The organism is Rhizobium sp. 01L410 (genome assembly GCF_056400165.1).
Genome location: NZ_JBFTST010000004.1, coordinates 424,880 through 442,907, shown reverse-complemented (window position 1 = coordinate 442,907; position 18,028 = coordinate 424,880). Strand labels below are relative to the sequence as shown.

The following is an 18,028-nucleotide window of genomic DNA, read 5'->3' as shown; positions in this document are numbered from 1 at the left end:
GGCCGGCGCCGTCTCAAACCTTGAGCGGCGCCGATTTCGGCGCCAGCTTTTCACGCATCGACGAGAGGAATTGCGCCGCCAGTTCGCGGCTCTGGACGGCCCGCGCCAGGCTGACCGCCCCCATCATCGACGACAGCGTGGTAAAGCCGTTCTTGCGCCGTTCTTCTGGCGTGTCGCCGGGGACGACTTCAGCCAGGATTGCCGCAAGCTTCTCGAAGCCATCGTTGAAAATTTCGCGTACCGCGCCAGTGCTTCGCCCGACCTCGTCCATCAGCGAGACGAAGACACAGCTGTTGCCGGGATCATCGACGGCCCGCCAGGAGACATAGTGCTCGACCAGCGCCTCCAGCGGCCGATCAGGAGACTGCGCGATCAGCTCCTTCCAGCGCACTTCAACCCGCGCGACCAGCGCGCGGCTGACCTCGATCTGCAATTCGTCCTTCGACTGAAAGTGGCCGTAGAAACCGCCATGCGTCAGCCCGCAGGCCTTCATGATGTCGGCAACACCAACGCCGTCGAAGCCGTTCTCGCGAAACATCACACCCGCCGCCTGGATGATCTTCTCACGGTTTTCGGCAAATTTTTCGCGGCTGACACGCATCAAAACAATTCCTGAAATTGGTCGCTTGACAATTTATATGATGCCGATCATCAATACGCAACAAATATGATGGTCATCATCTAAATCGGTGATGTATTGATCAGCTCGATAAATGGAACACGCCCCATGGTATCCACAGCGCTAGCCTCTACCCTCGCCCGGCGAAACATTCACTATGGATGGATCATCGTCGCCGCTACCTTCCTGACCATGCTGGTGACAGCAGGCGCCATGGGCGCACCCGGCGTTCTCATCAAGCCGCTACAGGACGAATTCGGCTGGGAGACCTCGCAGATTTCCTCTGCCCTAGCGATCCGCCTCATCCTCTTCGGCCTGATGGGTCCGTTCGCCGCCGCCTTCATGAATTACTTCGGCGTCCGCAAGGTCATCGTCTTCGCCCTCGGCCTGATCGGCGCGGGCTTTATCGGCTCGCTGTTCATGACCTCGCTCTGGCAGCTGCTGGTGCTCTGGGGCATCGTCGTCGGTTTCGGCACCGGCCTCACCGCCATGGTCCTTGCCGCGACGGTCTCGGCCCGCTGGTTCACCAAGCATCGCGGCCTCGTCGTGGGCATGCTCTCGGCCAGCTCGGCCACCGGCCAGCTCGTCTTCCTGCCGCTGATGGCGGAGCTGACCGAGCGCTTCGGCTGGCGCTCGACGGTCTTCTTCGTCTGCGCCATGATCATGGTCGCCGCCCTCGTCGTCCTTCTTTTCATGCGCGACCGGCCATCCGACCTGAACCTGCCGTCTGTCGGCGAGGCACACGTGACGGCGGCGCCCGCCCGCGGCACGCTGATCGACGCCCTGAAGATGCCGCTTGTCGTCCTCAAGGAGATTTCGGGAACCTCGACCTTCTGGATCCTGTTTGCCACTTTCTTCATCTGCGGCCTCAGCACCAACGGCTTGATCCAGACGCATTTCGTCACGCTCTGCGGTGATTTCGGTATCCTTCCGGTCGCAGCCGCCAGTGTTCTGGCCGTCATGGGCATCTTCGACTTCTTCGGCACGATCGGTTCCGGCTGGCTCTCCGACCGTTTTGACAATCGCTGGCTGCTGTTCTGGTACTATGGCCTCCGCGGCCTCTCGCTGCTCTTCCTGCCCTTCAGCAACTTCACCTTCTACGGCCTGTCGATCTTCGCCGTCTTCTACGGCCTCGACTGGATCGCCACGGTGCCGCCGACCGTCAAGATCGCCGCCGATCGCTTCGGCAAGGAGAAGGTCGGCCTGGTCTTCGGCTGGGTCTTCGCGGGCCATCAGCTGGGCGCAGCAACCGCCGCCTACGGCGCCGGCCTGTCGCGCACCGAGCTTCAGAGCTATCTTCCGGCCTTCTTCATCGCCGGCGCCTTCTGCCTGCTCGCCTCGATCCTGGCGATCACCCTGAAGAAGCCGGGCCTTGGCAGCGCCGGATCCGCCGTCGCCCATTAACGAAAATGGCTTCCGGCGCATTTGCGCCGGAAGCCATATCAAATCAGCCGGATAACCCGCCCGCCGTCTTGCATGCGCGGGCAATCGCATGTTAGACACCCGCCCGTCGGTATCCGTTGCCCCATTGGCGGAATTGGTAGACGCGCTCGACTCAAAATCGAGTTTCGAAAGAAGTGCTGGTTCGACTCCGGCATGGGGCACCACTTTACTTTGCGGCCTTTGATTTCACTGCGGAATTCACGATATTCCCCGCACTACAACTGAGCGAACGGAAAATTTTTCTTGTTCTGCTCTGCAGCCAGCTGAATTTTTGACGCCGACCCGCGAGGTTTACGCTGCAGGGAGCGGATAACCACCCGAACGGGTCGCCTTGCTATCTTGGAGGAGCGTTCTCGCGAAGGCGCCATGTTTCGCGTCAGGAGCACCCCTGCGTAGCGCGATCAAGTATGCGGATCAAGCCAACCGGTAATGCTGCGGGCATCATGCAGGCTGATACGGACACTCTCCCGCCATCTATCAGTTAGGAGCTCTGCATACTGGAAGGCTCGCCAAGGCGGCGAGTATTTAGAGCCTCTTTTTGACCCTGCAAATATTGGCAATGGAAGCAAGCCGCCTAGCAGCGCCAAAAGCACCTTCTGATTGATACGCCAGAGCCTACAATTAAAAGCGGGAAAAATTAACGCATAACACCAATAATAAAACGACTTTTGATTGCACTTATTCGGTTGCATCCCTATACGCGAAGGCATGCATTCTAGAAAGTTTTCAACTTTAAAGATTCTTTTTGCGGCGCTAGTTGTGACGCTTGCTTCTGCCGGGCTCAAGCCCACGGGTACCACGCTTGTCGTGGATATGCATTTCGGCGCCCTCTTGGGCGTCGGCTGGACCTCGAAAGATTTTGGAAAAGTCTCAAATCACGTGGCCACTGCGGACGTTCCTGCGGGAGCGACAGCCATACCGGTGGACGGGAACTTCGGTCTGAGCGATGGCATCCTCGCGGCTTACATGGCCGCAAACAATGAATGGTATTCTTTCCGCATTCGCTCTTCGAGCCCGACAAGCATCACAGCGGACCGGCCTCTTGAGGCCATTCGCGCTGGGGCGACAATAAGCAACGCCTACGTCAATGACGCTCACCCGAACGTCAATGGCGGCGCGGTTGTGGCGGATTACATCATTCGACAGTTGGCCGATCCTGTCTTCGGTCGAAAGCGCGAAATCGAGAAGGTTTACCGGGACACTGCGTCATGGGTTTCGATCGGTGGCGCAGCTATCGACTACACGCCCGTGGATAGCTATTCTTACCCAGATGGAAACGTCGCTAATAACGACAGATCTGCCAACCTCAGCGGCTCTCTAGCTGGAGGCGCCCGAGCTGCAGTCGCATATACCCCTGCAGGCGGCGACTATATCCTCAAGACAGTTTTGAACACGGGGGATCGCGCTGGCGGCATGAACACCGTCAAAATCTTCATCGATGAGATACAACCCGATGGCAGCGAAGTTGTTGTCGGATCCAAGACCATCGTGGGGTGTAGCGCAAACTACCTGATTGAAATTCCGTTCTCGTCAGCGGGCAGCAAACCGGTTAGACCTCGCATCGAGGTCGATGGTGGCGCAGCGTGGACATTCCGCGCGGGACAAATCGAATTCCATCGTGTTGTAGGAGCCCCGATCGACCTAAACAGTGGCAAGGTGGTCCTGTTTGGGGATAGTTGGGTTACTCCCAACTCGGCGATTGCCGCAAGGATCGCGGCTCGGTTGACCGGCGCCACTGTGATTGCCAAGGGTATCGGCGGCAACCGGACAGACCAGATGATTGCCCGGTTCGCGACTGATGTGGCGCCCGAAGCGCCCATAGTCGTCATCAACCTTGCGGGGACGAACGATTACTACGCGCCGGTCACGCCGGCGGCCTACGAGAGCAACATGAAGACGATTCGATCGAAAGAGATTGAGATCGGAGCTCAGCCAGTGACTGTGACCGCATCTGTTGGCGCTGCCGCCTATTCGCCTTCGCAATTGTTCCCGTCACGCCGATACGAGAACTCGGTTCAATACCTTGACCCCAATTCGGCGCCTGACCTTTCCGCGGAAGGGTGGAAGACATTGTCTTCCAACGCCAGCAAGATCAAGTCGCTCGCATATTAACCGGACAGCGTTTTCCGAGCGCCGAGCGAAACCAACGCGGATGGGCTTTTTTTCTTTTCCTCAGTGCGACAATGAGGATGTCTTTCCTCATGCCGACTTCAGCCAAAATGTGGACGGGAGCGGCATGACGAATTGTCCGGGATTTTATCGGACCGTCCTCGCAAGAATTCCAAAGCCGCGGCTCCATCTCCGTGGCCGTCAGGATCAACACGACAAACGATCTGGAATTTGCCTGTCGCCTGACATCGCCTCGAAGAGCGATATTTCCCCTCAGTTGTCGGGTACTGGACGTTAGTCAATCAGAAACTCGGCATCGAATAGCCGGTAGTGCTTATCGAGGGAGTTAACCTTCCAATCTTCCTTCCCGAACCCCTCGATAGAAAATGCCATGGAGGTCATCACATAATGCTGCGATGGGGGAGTACGTGTCTCGGCGTAAGGCGTAAAGTAATGCATCTCTCGATCGTTCCCGCCAAAGAAATCCTGAGCAAAAAGCAGGTTGTTAGAGTCGAGGAAATGCTCTCTGCCGTCGATCGTCACCTTTACTGCTTGGTGACCGGCATTGATAACGGCTTCAGTATCGAAATCGAGATGATCTAAGAACGAAGCGAGCATCAATGTGAAGTCGGTACAACAGCCGATATCGCTTTTCGTCATCGCCGTGAAGGAAAGGTCTCCAATAGATGTGAAGTTGGTTTCCTGGTTGATAGAAACACATCCGACTTTTGCATCATTAGGGGCCGGGTTGCCGAAATCATAAAAGCCAGCGACAACCAGCATAGCTCCGATTGCAAGATCTCTTCGGTCTCCATATCGGTGATAAGTGGCAGCCATCGGCTCAAGTCGAGACCACATAGCGTCCATGGAGGCCGACGACTTCTTAACGCGCCGGATTTCACTGATCTTCTCCAGGTACGGATTGTTCTCTGGAATGATTTCTATGCGTGCCGAGTCAATCTGAGATTGAGAACGGTAACGGTAGGCGTACAGTTTTTTCACCTCGGTCTTCAAGAGGGAAACTTCTTGCCTAGCCACAACAGCCCAAGCGCCGCTACCAGCGACCGCGGCTAAGAGACAGCCGATAACAATATAGCTCTTTTTCATGCAAGCCCGGTTACCACAGGAACCCAATTTCCGCAACGTTACGGCTCCCAGTGAAAACCGAGATCCACTTCTTTCCCCATGACCAGCTCACATCGACCGGCAACCTGTGGCATATCAAAGCGGGTCGCTCATTGGGCACAGAAGCAAGTCAAGACGCTCGGATCCGGCATCAGCAGCCTGCCAGACGAGCCATTCACAGGCCAACGCGGCCCGCCATGACGTGCTGGCAGATGGAAGTCATCACAACGGACGGCGAGAGTCATGCGACACAAGTCGTGATCGCATCTGAAAGCGGTTGCAATACCAAGGATGTTGCTGTAGCTGGAACTAAATCTCGCTAAGCGATAAAATTCCTACACAGTCAACGACGAGTTGCTCGGCGCCGTTTTTTTGCTGCTGGACAAGATGGAAATATGTTTTCAGCAAATCGAGGCGACGATGAGGCCTAGGCAGATCCCGTTCGCAATCTGGTGGAAATTGTGTGTACTGACGGTATTCCTAGCCATAGGGATCGCTAGCAAGTATGTTTCGGGCGGGGGAGTGCATCACAGGCTCGACGCCAGTGAGCGTGTCGGCAGCGCAACCTTCAATGCATCCTTGAGGTTCCGAAATGATGCGCTTTCGGAGCCACAGCTCGCAAATCTGAATTGGGCCTTACAGCGGCTACAAGGAAGCGACCTGCAGGCCAGATACGGCAGCCAGCCGACGATTAGAACCGTCGTGCTAGGCGAATTGATGCGAGCCGCCGACCCACTATATGTCACCTCGCGCTCTGCCCTTTCCACCCAAGAGGAGCGATCGGACGCAGCAAAAGCTATGAAGGCTGTGCTAGACAACAAGGCATGGTTCTAAGAGCCCAATTGCCCCGGCAATTGGGCGGCCGTTTGCCGAGTAGTGTGATTAGCGCTTTATACTTTATTGTCCTGCAGTAACCGGACGAACGAGTTCAGAGGACATCCAAACCCGCCTCGAGTGTCTAAGTATTTTGAAAATGCCGCAATATTCTGCAACGGCATGGGGCACCACCTCCCGGAAAAGCAGCCCTCAGGGCTGCGTCCCGTAGCGTGCCGGCGAAGCCTGCCGAACCGTCTGCGCCTACTTGTTCTTCAGCAGCCACATCTTACCGGCCATGGTGATGCCGTAGACATCCTTGGCGGCGTCGGTGTCGAGGTTGCGGCGCTCGATGAGGCCGGATCCGCTCAGTTCTTCGATCGACTTCGGCGTCACGGACTTGATCTTCTGCGGACGCTCTTTCCACCGGTCGTTCTTTGCGTAGGTCACGGTGGCGTTCTCATGAGTCCACTTGTTCGTGGCCTGGGGATGAAGGTCGCCGTCCTTGGCAAGCTTCAGCGCAGAGATGAGGGCGGGGGTAAGTTCGATCATAATTGTAAAAGGCCTGTTTTAAGTTTCTGAGGGGCCCTTAGCACATATTTGGCGAACACCCTCAAAAAAGCGGCCGGATTCGTATTTTTTGCAAAATTACACGGCAATTCGGTTACCGGCGCCTCATAACAGGCCAGCGGCAAAAACGCTGCACGGTGCCGTCTCTAGTGGATCAGCTGTATCCGTATCTCTTCCTTCGCAGCGAAGGAGCGGCATTCATCGAGATCATCGCCAACGAAGATGACGTCGCCGTCGGCGTCGAAGACGCCCCAGCAGGCCTCATCCTCGAGAAAGACCTCTCTGACATAGCCGAATTCGACAGTATCATCGCAGTAGTGGCTGGCGGCCGCCGCAACAGTTCCTAATTCTCGCATGGAATTCTCCAATGAGATGGCATCGACTGTTTTAGTGCGAGCTCATATTGAGCGCCGAAACTGGCTTCAGGCTGTTGCAACCTTGACGGAATGCTTGCGCGAGGGGTCACTCTAGATGCCGCGCAGGCACATTTCCCGCCAAAATTCCTGCGCGCCGCGGCCATGCCGTCCAAATCAAGTGTTTAATTTTGCTTGCCCTTCGTTCAAAGTGGCGCCGCAACGAACGGCAAGGGGACGACGTGCATCAGGAAGCAGGCCTTATCGCAACAGTCGCCGTAAGCTTCGTCTTTGCGGCGGTGCTCGGCTATGTCGCCGACCGGCTGCGGCTGCCGCCGCTGGTCGGATATCTGATGGCCGGGATCCTGATGGGGCCATTCACGCCCGGCTTCGTCGCCGACACAGGACTGGCAAGCCAGCTTGCGGAAATGGGCGTCATCCTGCTGATGTTCGGCGTCGGCCTGCATTTTTCGGCGAGCGACCTCCTGGCCGTGCGCGGCGTGGCGGTTCCGGGCGCCATCATCCAGATCCTGCTTGCGACACTGCTTGGCGTGGCGCTCTGCTCCTATTGGGGCTGGAGCCTGGGAGCCGGGATCGTTTTCGGCCTTAGTCTCTCGGTCGCCAGTACCGTCGTGCTTCTGAAAGCCCTGGAAGAGCGGAATCTCATCAACACGGCCAGCGGCCGCGTCGCGATCGGCTGGCTGATCGTCGAGGATCTGGCGATGGTGCTGGCGCTCGTGCTGCTTCCGGCGCTCGCCGAGCTGCTGGGCGGCCACGCGAGCGATGCGGTCGCTCATGGCGCGGGTCTGCCCCTGCCGCTGACGATCGCACTGACGTTGGTGAAAGTCGCCGCCTTCGCCATCATGGCCGTCGTGCTCGGCCCCAAGGTCGTGCCCTGGCTTCTGACCCTCGTGGCCCGCACCGGCTCGCGCGAACTCTTTACCCTGACGGTTCTGGCGATCGCTCTCGGCATCGCCTTCGGCTCGGCGGCGATCTTCGGCGTTTCCTTCGCGCTCGGCGCCTTCTTCGCCGGCGTCGTCATGAGCGAGTCCAACCTCAGCCATCGCGCCGCCGCAGATTCCCTGCCGCTCCAGAATGCCTTCTCGGTGCTGTTCTTCGTTTCGGTCGGCATGCTTTTCAATCCCTCGATCCTGTTGCAGGAGCCGATGGCAGTCTTCGGCGCGCTGGCGCTGATCATCATCGGCAAGGGGATCATTTCCTTCGGTATCGTCATGCTGCTGCGCTTCCCTGTCGGCATGGGCCTGACGGTGGCGGGCGGTCTGGCGCAGATCGGCGAATTCTCCTTCATTCTTGCAAGCCTCGGCGTCTCCCTCGGCCTCATGCCGAAAGAGGGACAAGATCTCATCCTCGCAGCCGCCATTCTGTCGATCACGCTCAATCCGCTGGTCTGCCTCGCAGCCGAGGTCGCGCACAAGCGCGTCCACAGGAAGTGGCCGCATCTCTACGACGGCTATGGCCGCAAGCGCCTTGATGTGCTGGGGCGCGAGCTCGAGAAGAACCGGCTGCTCGGCGAGGAGCGCGAGCGCGAGCACCAGCTGGAAATGCAGAAGCTGGTCGAGACCTTCCCGATGTTTGCGGAGGTCGACGAGCATTCGCAGGAAGAATTGCTGCTCCTCTTCCGGCCGAAATCGGCGCTCCCCGGCGAACGCGTGGTCCGCAAGGGCGATCGCGGCGACGGCATGTATTTCATCTCCTCGGGCGCCGTCGAAGTGCGCGTCAATGGCGGGCCTGTCCGGCTCGAGCCGGGCTCGTTCTTCGGCGAGATGGCGCTGCTCTCGGGCGGGCGCCGCACGGCCGATGTCATCGCCATCGACTTCTGCCAGTTCCTGGTTCTGGAACGCCGCGATTTCAACATGTTCACGGCACGCCACCCGGCTTTGAGGGCAGCGGTCAGCGATATGGCGCGCGAACGCACGGAAATGAACGTGATGCGCGCCAAACGCGCCGCCCATCCCGAACCGCGCGAGCCTTCGACCGAAACCTGAACAGGGTCATCTGTCGCCGGATCACGAAAAATTTCACCGCCGGCGCCACTATCATTGCCACAGTGAGCATTTACAGCGCCTAACCCGCCGCCTAATGCTCTTGCACCGCAGCACGAAAGGAATGGAATGCTCCGCAGACTTTACGACTGGACCATGTCTCTCGCCGCCCGCAAGTCGGCCGAAGTCTGGCTCGCCGTTATCGCCTTCGTCGAAAGCTCCGTCTTTCTCGTTCCGGCTGATGTCCTTTATCTGCCGATGGCGCTTGCCAAGCCGGAGCGCGCCTATCGCTACGCTTTGGTGGCCACCGTCGCCTCCGTGCTCGGCGGCATAGCCGGCTGGGCGCTCGGCTATTACGCCTATGATGCGCTCGCCCGTCCTGTGCTGGAATTTTACGGCAAGCTCGAAGCCTTTGAGCAGCTCAGGATGTATATCCATGACGAGTGGGAAATCCTGCTGCTACTCCTGGTGACATCGGGTTTGGCGCACCTGCCGCCGATCAAGATCGTCACCATTCTCGCCGGTGTCATCCACATGAACCTCGGCTTCTTCGTCATCTCGGCGATCGTTGCCCGCGGCGCGCGCTTCTTCTTCCTCGCCTGGCTGCTACGCCGCTACGGCGAGCCGATCCGCCATTTCATCGAGAAGCGTCTCGGCCAGATCGCCGCCATCGCGGCCGTGGTTCTGATCGCCCTCGGCGTTGCCTACAAGCTCATTGCCCACTGAAACTCCGCGGAGCCCCGCCATGACTGCCATTGCCCCATCCGTCAGCCGTCCGGTCTTCATCTATTCGCTGGTCCTCGCCGTCGCCATGGCGGTCGTGGTCGGCACTGCGCTCGGCTTCCAGTATATCGGCGGCTACATCCCCTGCGCGCTCTGCCTGATGCAGCGCCAGCCCTATTATTACGCCATTCCGATCGCGCTCCTTGGCGCGGTCGGTTCGCTCTTCGGCCTGCCGAACTGGATGTCGCGTGCGCTCCTCCTTGCAGCCGGTGCCCTGATGGTCGTCGGCGCCGGCATGGGCGTCTATCACTCAGGCGTCGAATGGCACTTCTGGGCTGGGCCCACCACCTGCTCGACGACGGCAGGCAGCATGACGCAGAATGCCGGCGATCTGCTGACCGAACTCAACACCATCAAGGGACCATCCTGCACCGACGCGGCTTTGCGCGTGCTCGGCCTGTCCTTTGCGGGCTGGAACGTGATTGCAAGCCTCGTGCTCGCGGCCTTCGCCTTTATCGGCGTCCGCAAGTCGGCCTGAGAAAGGCGGCTGCCGTTACGGCTGCAGTTCGGTATCCCAGTAGAGATAATCGAGCCAGCTGTCGTGCAGATAGTTGGGCGGGAAAAGGCGGCCGTTATTGTGCAGATCCTGCACGGTCGGCTGGTACGGCTTTTGGTGTGGGACCATGCCTGCCTGCTTCGGTAGCTTGCTGCCCTTCCTGAGATTGCAGGGAGAGCAGGCCGCCACGACATTCTCCCAGGTCGTCTCGCCGCCATGGGCGCGCGGGATGACATGGTCGAAGGTCAGGTCGTTGTGATCGCCGCAATACTGGCATTCGAACTTGTCCCGAAGGAACACGTTGAAGCGCGTGAATGCGGGATTGCGCGATGGCTGAACATAGGTCTTGAGGCAAACGACGCTGGGTAGCCGCATCGAAAAGCTCGGCGAAGAAACCGAGTGTTCGTACTCTGCGATGATATTCACACGGTCAAGGAAGACCGCCTTGATCGCGTCCTGCCAGGACCAGAGCGACAAGGGATAATAACTCAAGGGCCTGTAGTCAGCGTTCAGAACGAGCGCCGGCAGGGCCTGGGGGGAGACTGCAATCGTCAAGGGACTCTCCTGATCGATTCGGCATCTGCATCCTTATATTAGGCCGGTTGTGACAGCCTTGTGAAGTCCAATAAATTCAGTCAATAACGGCAATTCGATGAGTGTTGCCGATCAAGCCATCGGCACGAGCCCGCGGCCGAGTTTCTGCGCATAATACGCCCAGAAAAGCCTTGCGGCCACGGATCTCCACGGTGCCCAGACTTCCGCCATTGCCGCTAGCGCCTTGGCTTGCGGCCGTTCAGCGAGACCGAATGCCGCGGCGACCGCATTCTGCAGAGCAACGTCGCCGGATGGAAAGATATCGGCATGGCCACAGCAGAACATCAGATAGACCTCTGCCGTCCACGGACCGACGCCCTTCAACGCCGTCAACACATGCCGCGCCTCGTCAGGCGGCAGCACCGAAAGCACGGTCAGATCCAGATGTCCGGCGGCAACCGCGGTCGCGATTCCTGACAGCGTAGAAGCCTTGGCGCGGGAGAGCCCGAACTCCCGCCACGCCTCCTCATGCAGCATCACGTAGCTCTCGGCCGTCAGCTCGCCATCGGCAGGCAGCATTCGCCGCCAGATCGCTTCGGCGCTCGCCCGCGAGACCATTTGCGAAACGATGATATGCGCGAGACCGGAAAAACCCGGCTCGCGCAGCCGCAAGGGCAGCGGCCCGGCATCGGCGGCGACGGCTGAAAGACGCGGATCGAGCCGCAGCAATTCAGCCAGCCCCTGCTCGACATCGCCCTCGTTTCGAATGATCTGCACGTCGCCTCGCGGTGGTTTCGAATCCATGGCAGAAGAAAGCATGACCACGACTCAGCGTCAAAAGCCCGTCTTCCGTTTTGCCCCCAGCCCCAACGGGCCGCTGCATCTTGGCCATGCGCTGTCTGCGTTGATCAATCAGGACATGGCCGGGAAAGCTGATGGCCGGTTGCTGTTGCGCATCGAAGACATCGATCTGACGCGCTGCACACCCGATTTCGAAACCGGCATCTACCACGACATGGAATGGCTGGGCATTTCATGGGAGAGGCCGGCGCGCCGCCAATCGGAGCATTTCGGCGAGTATCAGGCAGCGCTCCAACAGCTGATCGGCCGCGGCCTCGTCTATCCGTCCTTCATGACCCGCGGCGAAGTGAAAACGAAGGTCGCATCCCATGAGGCAGCAGGCGTGCCATGGCCGCGCGATCCGGATGGTTCACCGCTCTATCCAGCTGAAGACCGCGAACTGAGCGAGGTGGAGCGAGCGGAAAGGCTGAGCGCAGGCCTCAAGCATGCATGGCGGCTCGACATGCACCGCGCGCTGGAGGCCGCCGGTTCAAACCTGAGCTGGACCGACACCGGAGACGGCGAACGCGGCATCGTTGAAGCCGACCCGGCCGCCTGGGGCGATGTCATCCTCTCCCGCTCCGATGCGCCTTCCAGCTACCATCTTTCCGTCGTTCTCGACGACGCGCTCCAGGGCGTCACCCATGTTGTGCGCGGGCTCGATCTTTTCCATGCGACGTCGGTCCACCGACTGCTGCAGGTTCTGCTCGGCCTGCCGGAGCCCGCGTATCACCACCACCGCCTCGTGACGGACCCATCCGGCCGCAAGCTCTCGAAAAGCGAGGGCGATAGCGGGCTTGCCGAACTACGGGCAAAGGGTCTTTCAGCCGCCGATATCCGGCAGCTTGTCGGCCTCTGAGCGCTTGTGGCCATTGCCACTGAGAAAATTGCGCTTGAAGATCGCCCGAACCCGAAACTTCAGCAGCGCCGCGTTCAGTTCAGCGCCGATAATGAAGATCACCCCGACCATATAAAGGAAGATCAGCACCACCATCACCGAGGCGAGACCGGCATAGGTCGCGGTGTAATTGGCGAAGGTTGCCAGATAATAGGCGAAGATCAGCGCGCCCGCGAGCCAGAGAAGCAGCGTCAGCAACACGCCCGGTATGACGTCGAACACCTTGCGTCGCCCGGACGGAAGCCAGAGATGCACGACCAGCAAGCCGAGCGTCAGCATCACCAGGGTGCCGTAGATACGCCAGCTGAAGACCACCTCCAGCGTATCGACGATAAGTGGCAGCCACTGGCGAACGGTCGGCGGTATCCACTCAAAAGCATCGTTGTGGAGCAGCCATTCGCGGGCATAGTCGAGGCCAACGGGCACCGCCACAAGCAGGATGCTGATGGCCGCAAAGATGATGACGGCGACGAGGACATATCCGAGACTGGCAAGGCGCGTGAAATACCAGGGCCTCGTCTCCTGCACGCGATAGGCGCGGTTCAGCGAGATGCGCAGCGCCTCCACGCCATTCGAGGCGAAGTAGGCGGCAGCGAGAACCGAAATGGTGAGCAGCCCGCCGCGCGGCACAGTCAGGACCTGCACAACCTGATCGGCCAGCGGCTTGGCGATCGCTTCCGGCCAGGTATCGAAGATGATGTGGATCGCCGTCATCGAAAACTGATCGGCGCCAAGGAAATTGGCGAGTGCCGTGCCGAAGATCAGGAAAGGAAAGACGGCAAGCAGGGTGGAAAGTGCCACATGGCTCGCCATCGCGAAGCCGTCGTCCTCGATGAGATGGCAGATCGCGTCGTAGACCACCTCATAGAGCATACGCAGTATCTTCGGCATTCCATCTCCGGCGCTGGCGATTGTAACCTCGGTGCGAATATGGGAAACGAGTCCCAGTTTGTACAGGAATCAATGAATGGCAGAGCCGCGCACCATCATCGTTACCGGATGTTCGTCCGGGATCGGTGCCTATTGCGCACGTGCTCTCAAGGCTGACGGCTGGCGTGTCTTCGCCACTGTACGCAAGCAGGAAGATCTCGGATCGCTTCAGGCGGACGGCATAGAAGCCTTCCGCATGGATTATGCCCATACCGATTCCATCGCCGATTTCATGCGCGAGATCGAAGCCGTCTCCGGCGGCCGCATCGACGCCCTCTTCAACAATGGCGCTTATGGCCAGCCGGGCGCCGTCGAGGATCTGACGACGGATGTGCTGCGGGAACAGTTCGAGACCAACTTTTTCGGCTGGCATGAGCTGACGCGCCGCGTGCTGCCACTGATGCGCAAGCAAGGCAGCGGCCGCATCGTCCAGTGCTCCTCGATCCTCGGCGTCGTACCCTACCGCTACCGCGGCGCCTACACCGCATCGAAATTCGCCCTCGAAGGGCTGAGCGTCACGCTGCGCATGGAGCTGCAAGGCAGCGGCATCCATGTCAGCCTGATCGAGCCCGGCCCCATCGCCTCGCGCTTCACGGCCAATGCGCTCTCCAAGATCAACGAGCACATCGATATCCGCGGCTCCGTGCATGCGGCAGATTATCGCCGACAGCTGGCGCGGCTTGACGGCACCGGCCCGGTCAGCCGACATAAACTTCAACCGGATGCGGTCTATGCGGTTCTAAAAGACGCATTGAACTCGAAAAATCCGAAGCCACATTATCCTGTAACGGTTCCGGCAAAGCAGGGCATGATGCTGAAGAGACTGCTGCCTGCAGATCTCTTCTATCGCCTGATGCGCTGGACCGACTGACCAAGAAAGCCGAATGCCATGTCCACGGCCACTTACATTCTCGCCATCATCGTCATGGGCCTCGTCGCGCTGGTGCTGATCCGCGGCCTCTTCAACATGATGAAGGGCGGCGATTCCAACCTGTCGAACAAGCTGATGCAGCTGCGCGTGCTGCTACAGGCGATCGCCGTCATCCTGATCATGCTGACACTGTGGCTGACCGGCGGCGGCCGCCCGACCTGACGCATTGAGAACTGGGGGATCGATTGGTCAAGCTCAACAAGATCTACACCAAGACCGGCGATGACGGCACGACCGCGCTGGTCTCCGGCCCCCGGCGGCAAAAGCATGATCTGCGTATAGAAGCCTATGGCACGATCGACGAGACGAATTCCGCGATCGGCGTCGTCAGACTCCACACCGGCGATCACCCAGAGCTCGACCGGATGCTGATGCTCATCCAGAACGACCTCTTCGATCTCGGCGCCGATCTTGCGACCCCCGACACCGGCAAGCCGCTCGATTATGAACCGCTTCGCATTGTAGTCGCGCAGGTGACCCGGCTGGAAGCCGATATCGACAGGCTGAACGCCGATCTCGAGCCTTTGAAATCCTTCGTGCTGCCTGCCGGCTCGCCGGCTGCCGCCCATCTGCATCTGGCGCGCACCATCTCGCGGCGCGCCGAGCGGCTGATGGTGGCGCTGTCGCGAATCGAAGGCGAGACCGTTGGCCAGGAGGCGCTGAAATACGTCAACCGCCTTTCCGATTTCCTCTTCGTTGCCGCCCGCCACGCCAATGACCAGGGCCGCGTGGATGTGCTTTGGGTTCCCGGAAAAAACAGATAGGTTCCCGGCAACGAAGATCGCCCGGGGGCAGGCTTTCATGTTCATTCCGCTGCACGACGCCAATACGCTGAAACATATCAAGGTGCAGTGGGTAACGCTGGCCCTGATCGCCGCGAATGTCGCGATCTGGCTGTTCACCGGCTTTGCTTCTCCCGATATCGCCAAGGCGGCAACCGTCGGCCTCGGTTATATCCCGGCCGTCGCCTTCGATCACGCTATCCTGCCGCCTGAGCTGGAACTGATCCCCGAACCGCTGACCTATATCAGCTACGCCTTCCTCCATGGCAGCTTCTGGCATCTGGCGGGAAACATGATCTTCCTCTGGGTCTTCGGCGACAATGTCGAGGACGCCATGGGGCATCTGCGCTTTCTCATCTTCTATCTGGCCTGTGCCGCATTCGGTGCACTCTGCCACGGCCTGCTGGCGACTGAATCCCAGGCGCCGCTGATCGGCGCGTCAGGCGCCATATCGGGCATCGTGGTGGCCTATCTCGTGCTGCATCCGCGCGTCAAAGTCTGGGTGCTGGTGTTCTTCCGTGTGCCCTTGCCGCTTCCCGCTTTCATTCCTTTGCTGCTCTGGGTCGGCCAGCAGTTCTTCATGCTGGTCATCAGTACGGATAGCGACGTCTCCTGGGGCGCGCATGTCGGCGGTATCCTCGCAGGCGCCATCCTCGTCCTGCTCCTGAAGCGCCGCGATGTGCCCCTCTTCGACCGGGAGATCGTCACGCCGCGCGCGGTGCGCAGCACGCCTGCCATCCGCCGTGCCGTCGCAGCCGAAGACAGCCACTCCTGACAGCGCACGCGCAATATTGACGTGAACGTAAACGTAATATATTTCCGGTCTTCAATTTGTCTGTCTGCGACTGGCGAGCGTTGTGTTTGGAGGAAAAACGCGTATCCATGTCGCCATTCGACAATCGGAGCAGCGCCGAAACGCGCATTTTCCTGGCGAAAGAGTTTGAAGGAAGGACCCCATGAAGATTCTCGTTCCTGTGAAGCGGGTGGTTGATTACAACGTGAAGATCCGCGTCAAGCCTGACGGCACGGGTGTTGAACTCGCCAACGTCAAGATGTCGATGAACCCGTTCGACGAGATCTCGGTGGAAGAGGCGCTGCGGCTGAAGGAAGCGGGCAAGGCCGAGGAAGTGGTCGTCGTGTCGATCGGTCCTGCCAAGGCCGAAGAGACGCTGCGCACCGCGCTCGCCATGGGTGCCGACCGCGCCATTCTCGTCGAGACCGATGATGCCGTCGAGCCGCTCACCGTTGCCAAGATCCTGAAGGGCGTTGCCGATGCCGAACAGCCGGGTCTCGTGATCGTCGGCAAGCAGGCGATCGATGACGACTCGAACCAGACCGGCCAGATGCTGGCAGCCCTGCTCGGCACGGCCCAGGCGACCTTCGCCTCGAAGATCGAGATCGGTGATGGCAAGGCGACCGTGACCCGTGAAGTCGACGGCGGCCTGCAGACGATCGACGTCAAACTCCCGGCTGTTGTCACCACGGATCTCCGCCTCAACGAGCCGCGCTATGCGTCGCTTCCGAACATCATGAAGGCAAAGAAGAAGCCGCTCGACAAGAAGAGCCCGGCTGATTTCGGCATCTCCACCGAGCCGCGTCTCAAGGTGCTGAAGACCGAAGAGCCCTCCGGCCGCAAGGCAGGCGTCAAGGTGAAGTCGGTCGCCGAGCTCGTCGAGAAGCTCAAGACCGAAGCCGGCGTCCTCTAAGGTTCGAGAAAGGAATAACGACCATGGCCATTCTTCTTCTGGCTGACCACGACAATGCCACTCTTTCCGACCAGACCGGCAAGGCACTGACGGCTGCCTCCAAGATCGGCGGCGACGTTCACGTACTGGTAGCCGGCAAGGGCGCCAAGGCGGCTGCCGATGCGGCTGCCAAGCTGTCAGGCGTCTCCAAGGTTCTGCTCGCCGAAAGCGACGAACTCGCCCATAATCTGGCCGAGCCGCTCTCCGATCTGATCGTCTCGCTCGCAGGCGGCTACGACACGATCATCGCGGCCGCTACCTCGACCGGCAAGAACGTCCTGCCGCGCGTTGCAGCCCTGCTCGATGTCGCGCAGATTTCGGAAATCATCGAAGTCGTCTCCGCCGACACCTTCAAGCGGCCGATCTATGCCGGCAATGCCATCCAGACGGTGCAGTCTGCTGACGCCAAGAAGGTGATCACGGTGCGCACCGCATCCTTCGCCTCGGCCGCTGACGGCGGTTCGGCATCCGTCGAGACGGTCTCCGCAACTTCCGGATCCGGCCTTTCGACCTTCGTCAAGGATGCACTCTCCTCCTCCGACCGTCCGGAACTCACCTCCGCCAAGATCATCATCTCCGGCGGCCGTGCGCTTGGCTCTGCCGAGAAGTTCCAGGAAGTCATCCTGCCGGTTGCCGACAAGCTCGGTGCGGCCGTCGGCGCCTCGCGCGCTGCAGTCGATGCCGGTTACGCGCCGAACGACTGGCAGGTCGGGCAAACGGGCAAGGTTGTCGCCCCGCAGCTCTACATCGCCTGCGGCATCTCCGGCGCCATCCAGCATCTGGCCGGCATGAAGGACTCGAAGGTGATCGTCGCCATCAACAAGGACGAGGAGGCACCGATCTTCCAGGTCGCCGACTACGGCCTCGTCGCCGATCTCTTCGAAGCACTGCCCGAATTGCAGAAAGCTCTTTGAGCGGTCACATGCCAGCTTTTCGCACTTGCGAATGACTGGAAAATTATCTCTTATGGGACTACTACTGCTGCCGGGCGATCATTTTGCCCGGCAATTTCATTAAAAAATACGGCTGCGCTCGCGGGGGCGACTGCCGCGGG

Annotated in this window: 19 protein-coding genes and 1 tRNA gene; 13 read left to right on the top strand and 7 right to left on the bottom strand. The window is 59.7% G+C overall.

The genetic code is table 11. The features are described from left to right. Nucleotides 1–13 precede the first annotated feature (13 nt). A complete protein-coding gene (locus tag AC1DV9_RS11855; protein WP_112386107.1) occupies nt 14–601 on the bottom strand; it encodes a TetR/AcrR family transcriptional regulator in 588 nt (195 codons plus the stop codon). Between the two features lie 126 nt (nt 602–727). Here AC1DV9_RS11855 and AC1DV9_RS11850 point away from each other — a divergent pair, with 126 nt between their 5' ends. The 3 genes from AC1DV9_RS11850 to AC1DV9_RS11840 all read left to right on the top strand — a co-directional run bounded on the left by AC1DV9_RS11850 (nt 728) and on the right by AC1DV9_RS11840 (nt 4,174). After that, nucleotides 728–2,023: an MFS transporter gene (locus tag AC1DV9_RS11850; RefSeq protein WP_112517680.1), complete on the top strand. Its 1,296-nt coding sequence runs from the start codon at nt 728–730 to the stop codon at nt 2,021–2,023. A gap of 118 nt (nt 2,024–2,141) precedes the next feature. Next, nucleotides 2,142–2,226, top strand: a tRNA-Leu gene (locus tag AC1DV9_RS11845). A 544-nt stretch (nt 2,227–2,770) separates the two neighbouring features. After that, nucleotides 2,771–4,174 carry a GDSL-type esterase/lipase family protein gene (locus tag AC1DV9_RS11840; protein WP_477947934.1) on the top strand — a complete coding sequence of 468 codons (1,404 nt, stop codon included), beginning with the start codon at nt 2,771–2,773 and terminating at the stop codon, nt 4,172–4,174. 291 nt (nt 4,175–4,465) lie between these two features. On the opposite strand, the gene AC1DV9_RS11835 is transcribed toward AC1DV9_RS11840, so the two are convergent. From AC1DV9_RS11835 to AC1DV9_RS11825, 3 genes are all read right to left on the bottom strand, one after another. Next, a complete protein-coding gene (locus AC1DV9_RS11835; RefSeq protein WP_477947932.1) occupies nt 4,466–5,278 on the bottom strand; it encodes a hypothetical protein in 813 nt (270 codons plus the stop codon). A gap of 1,095 nt (nt 5,279–6,373) precedes the next feature. Next, nucleotides 6,374–6,661, bottom strand: a complete 288-nt coding sequence (locus AC1DV9_RS11830) for a hypothetical protein (protein ID WP_112386109.1) — start codon at nt 6,659–6,661, stop codon at nt 6,374–6,376. 164 nt (nt 6,662–6,825) lie between these two features. After that, on the bottom strand, nt 6,826–7,035 hold the full coding sequence (locus AC1DV9_RS11825) for a hypothetical protein (protein ID WP_112386110.1): 210 nt from the start codon (nt 7,033–7,035) through the stop codon (nt 6,826–6,828). A gap of 239 nt (nt 7,036–7,274) precedes the next feature. Between AC1DV9_RS11825 and AC1DV9_RS11820 the strand changes: the two genes are divergently transcribed. From AC1DV9_RS11820 to AC1DV9_RS11810, 3 genes are all read left to right on the top strand, one after another. After that, nucleotides 7,275–9,038, top strand: a complete 1,764-nt coding sequence (locus AC1DV9_RS11820; RefSeq protein WP_477947930.1) for a cation:proton antiporter domain-containing protein — start codon at nt 7,275–7,277, stop codon at nt 9,036–9,038. A gap of 126 nt (nt 9,039–9,164) precedes the next feature. Beyond that, a complete protein-coding gene (locus AC1DV9_RS11815) occupies nt 9,165–9,761 on the top strand; it encodes a YqaA family protein (RefSeq protein WP_477947928.1) in 597 nt (198 codons plus the stop codon). A 19-nt stretch (nt 9,762–9,780) separates the two neighbouring features. Further along, nucleotides 9,781–10,296 carry a disulfide bond formation protein B gene (locus tag AC1DV9_RS11810; protein WP_112386113.1) on the top strand — a complete coding sequence of 172 codons (516 nt, stop codon included), beginning with the start codon at nt 9,781–9,783 and terminating at the stop codon, nt 10,294–10,296. Between the two features lie 15 nt (nt 10,297–10,311). Here the strand turns inward: AC1DV9_RS11810 and AC1DV9_RS11805 are convergent, their stop codons facing one another. Beyond that, nucleotides 10,312–10,869 carry an HNH endonuclease gene (locus AC1DV9_RS11805; RefSeq protein ID WP_112386114.1) on the bottom strand — a complete coding sequence of 186 codons (558 nt, stop codon included), beginning with the start codon at nt 10,867–10,869 and terminating at the stop codon, nt 10,312–10,314. A gap of 111 nt (nt 10,870–10,980) precedes the next feature. Next, nucleotides 10,981–11,667, bottom strand: a complete 687-nt coding sequence (locus AC1DV9_RS11800) for a DNA-3-methyladenine glycosylase family protein (RefSeq protein WP_112517683.1) — start codon at nt 11,665–11,667, stop codon at nt 10,981–10,983. On the opposite strand from AC1DV9_RS11800, the gene gluQRS reads away from it, so the two are divergent. Next, nucleotides 11,666–12,547, top strand: coding sequence for a tRNA glutamyl-Q(34) synthetase GluQRS (gene gluQRS, locus AC1DV9_RS11795; RefSeq protein ID WP_477947926.1), 882 nt, complete (start codon nt 11,666–11,668; stop codon nt 12,545–12,547). The genes AC1DV9_RS11800 and gluQRS overlap by 2 nt on opposite strands. On the opposite strand, the gene AC1DV9_RS11790 is transcribed toward gluQRS, so the two are convergent. Next, nucleotides 12,512–13,477: a YihY/virulence factor BrkB family protein gene (locus AC1DV9_RS11790; protein ID WP_477941356.1), complete on the bottom strand. Its 966-nt coding sequence runs from the start codon at nt 13,475–13,477 to the stop codon at nt 12,512–12,514. The genes gluQRS and AC1DV9_RS11790 overlap by 36 nt on opposite strands. A gap of 76 nt (nt 13,478–13,553) precedes the next feature. Here AC1DV9_RS11790 and AC1DV9_RS11785 point away from each other — a divergent pair, with 76 nt between their 5' ends. From AC1DV9_RS11785 to AC1DV9_RS11760, 6 genes are all read left to right on the top strand, one after another. Beyond that, complete coding sequence (locus tag AC1DV9_RS11785; RefSeq protein WP_112517685.1) at nt 13,554–14,387, top strand: SDR family oxidoreductase; 834 nt, start codon at nt 13,554–13,556, stop codon at nt 14,385–14,387. An 18-nt stretch (nt 14,388–14,405) separates the two neighbouring features. Further along, nucleotides 14,406–14,609 carry a twin transmembrane helix small protein gene (locus AC1DV9_RS11780; RefSeq protein WP_112386119.1) on the top strand — a complete coding sequence of 68 codons (204 nt, stop codon included), beginning with the start codon at nt 14,406–14,408 and terminating at the stop codon, nt 14,607–14,609. A 23-nt stretch (nt 14,610–14,632) separates the two neighbouring features. Continuing rightward, entirely contained in the window at nt 14,633–15,211 is a 579-nt protein-coding gene (locus tag AC1DV9_RS11775; protein ID WP_477947923.1) for a cob(I)yrinic acid a,c-diamide adenosyltransferase, read from the top strand. 37 nt (nt 15,212–15,248) lie between these two features. Then, on the top strand, nt 15,249–16,004 hold the full coding sequence (locus AC1DV9_RS11770; protein ID WP_477947921.1) for a rhomboid family intramembrane serine protease: 756 nt from the start codon (nt 15,249–15,251) through the stop codon (nt 16,002–16,004). Between the two features lie 181 nt (nt 16,005–16,185). Continuing rightward, a complete protein-coding gene (locus tag AC1DV9_RS11765) occupies nt 16,186–16,935 on the top strand; it encodes an electron transfer flavoprotein subunit beta/FixA family protein (RefSeq protein ID WP_477947919.1) in 750 nt (249 codons plus the stop codon). A 23-nt stretch (nt 16,936–16,958) separates the two neighbouring features. After that, a complete protein-coding gene (locus AC1DV9_RS11760; protein WP_477947918.1) occupies nt 16,959–17,888 on the top strand; it encodes an electron transfer flavoprotein subunit alpha/FixB family protein in 930 nt (309 codons plus the stop codon). Nucleotides 17,889–18,028: the final 140 nt, after the last annotated feature.

Bases quoted from the DNA above. Each gene is read 5' to 3' on its own strand.
- AC1DV9_RS11840 (WP_477947934.1), top strand. From the start codon at position 2,771: ATGCATTCTAGAAAGTTTTCAACTTTAAAGATTCTTTTTGCGGCGCTA.
- AC1DV9_RS11765 (WP_477947919.1), top strand. From the start codon at position 16,186: ATGAAGATTCTCGTTCCTGTGAAGCGGGTGGTTGATTACAACGTGAAG.
- AC1DV9_RS11850 (WP_112517680.1), top strand. From the start codon at position 728: ATGGTATCCACAGCGCTAGCCTCTACCCTCGCCCGGCGAAACATTCAC.
- AC1DV9_RS11785 (WP_112517685.1), top strand. From the start codon at position 13,554: ATGGCAGAGCCGCGCACCATCATCGTTACCGGATGTTCGTCCGGGATC.
- AC1DV9_RS11835 (WP_477947932.1), bottom strand. From the start codon at position 5,278: ATGAAAAAGAGCTATATTGTTATCGGCTGTCTCTTAGCCGCGGTCGCT.
- AC1DV9_RS11760 (WP_477947918.1), top strand. From the start codon at position 16,959: ATGGCCATTCTTCTTCTGGCTGACCACGACAATGCCACTCTTTCCGAC.
- AC1DV9_RS11810 (WP_112386113.1), top strand. From the start codon at position 9,781: ATGACTGCCATTGCCCCATCCGTCAGCCGTCCGGTCTTCATCTATTCG.
- AC1DV9_RS11815 (WP_477947928.1), top strand. From the start codon at position 9,165: ATGCTCCGCAGACTTTACGACTGGACCATGTCTCTCGCCGCCCGCAAG.
- AC1DV9_RS11825 (WP_112386110.1), bottom strand. From the start codon at position 7,035: ATGCGAGAATTAGGAACTGTTGCGGCGGCCGCCAGCCACTACTGCGAT.
- gluQRS (WP_477947926.1), top strand. From the start codon at position 11,666: ATGACCACGACTCAGCGTCAAAAGCCCGTCTTCCGTTTTGCCCCCAGC.
- AC1DV9_RS11855 (WP_112386107.1), bottom strand. From the start codon at position 601: ATGCGTGTCAGCCGCGAAAAATTTGCCGAAAACCGTGAGAAGATCATC.
- AC1DV9_RS11780 (WP_112386119.1), top strand. From the start codon at position 14,406: ATGTCCACGGCCACTTACATTCTCGCCATCATCGTCATGGGCCTCGTC.
- AC1DV9_RS11830 (WP_112386109.1), bottom strand. From the start codon at position 6,661: ATGATCGAACTTACCCCCGCCCTCATCTCTGCGCTGAAGCTTGCCAAG.
- AC1DV9_RS11800 (WP_112517683.1), bottom strand. From the start codon at position 11,667: ATGCTTTCTTCTGCCATGGATTCGAAACCACCGCGAGGCGACGTGCAG.
- AC1DV9_RS11790 (WP_477941356.1), bottom strand. From the start codon at position 13,477: ATGCCGAAGATACTGCGTATGCTCTATGAGGTGGTCTACGACGCGATC.
- AC1DV9_RS11770 (WP_477947921.1), top strand. From the start codon at position 15,249: ATGTTCATTCCGCTGCACGACGCCAATACGCTGAAACATATCAAGGTG.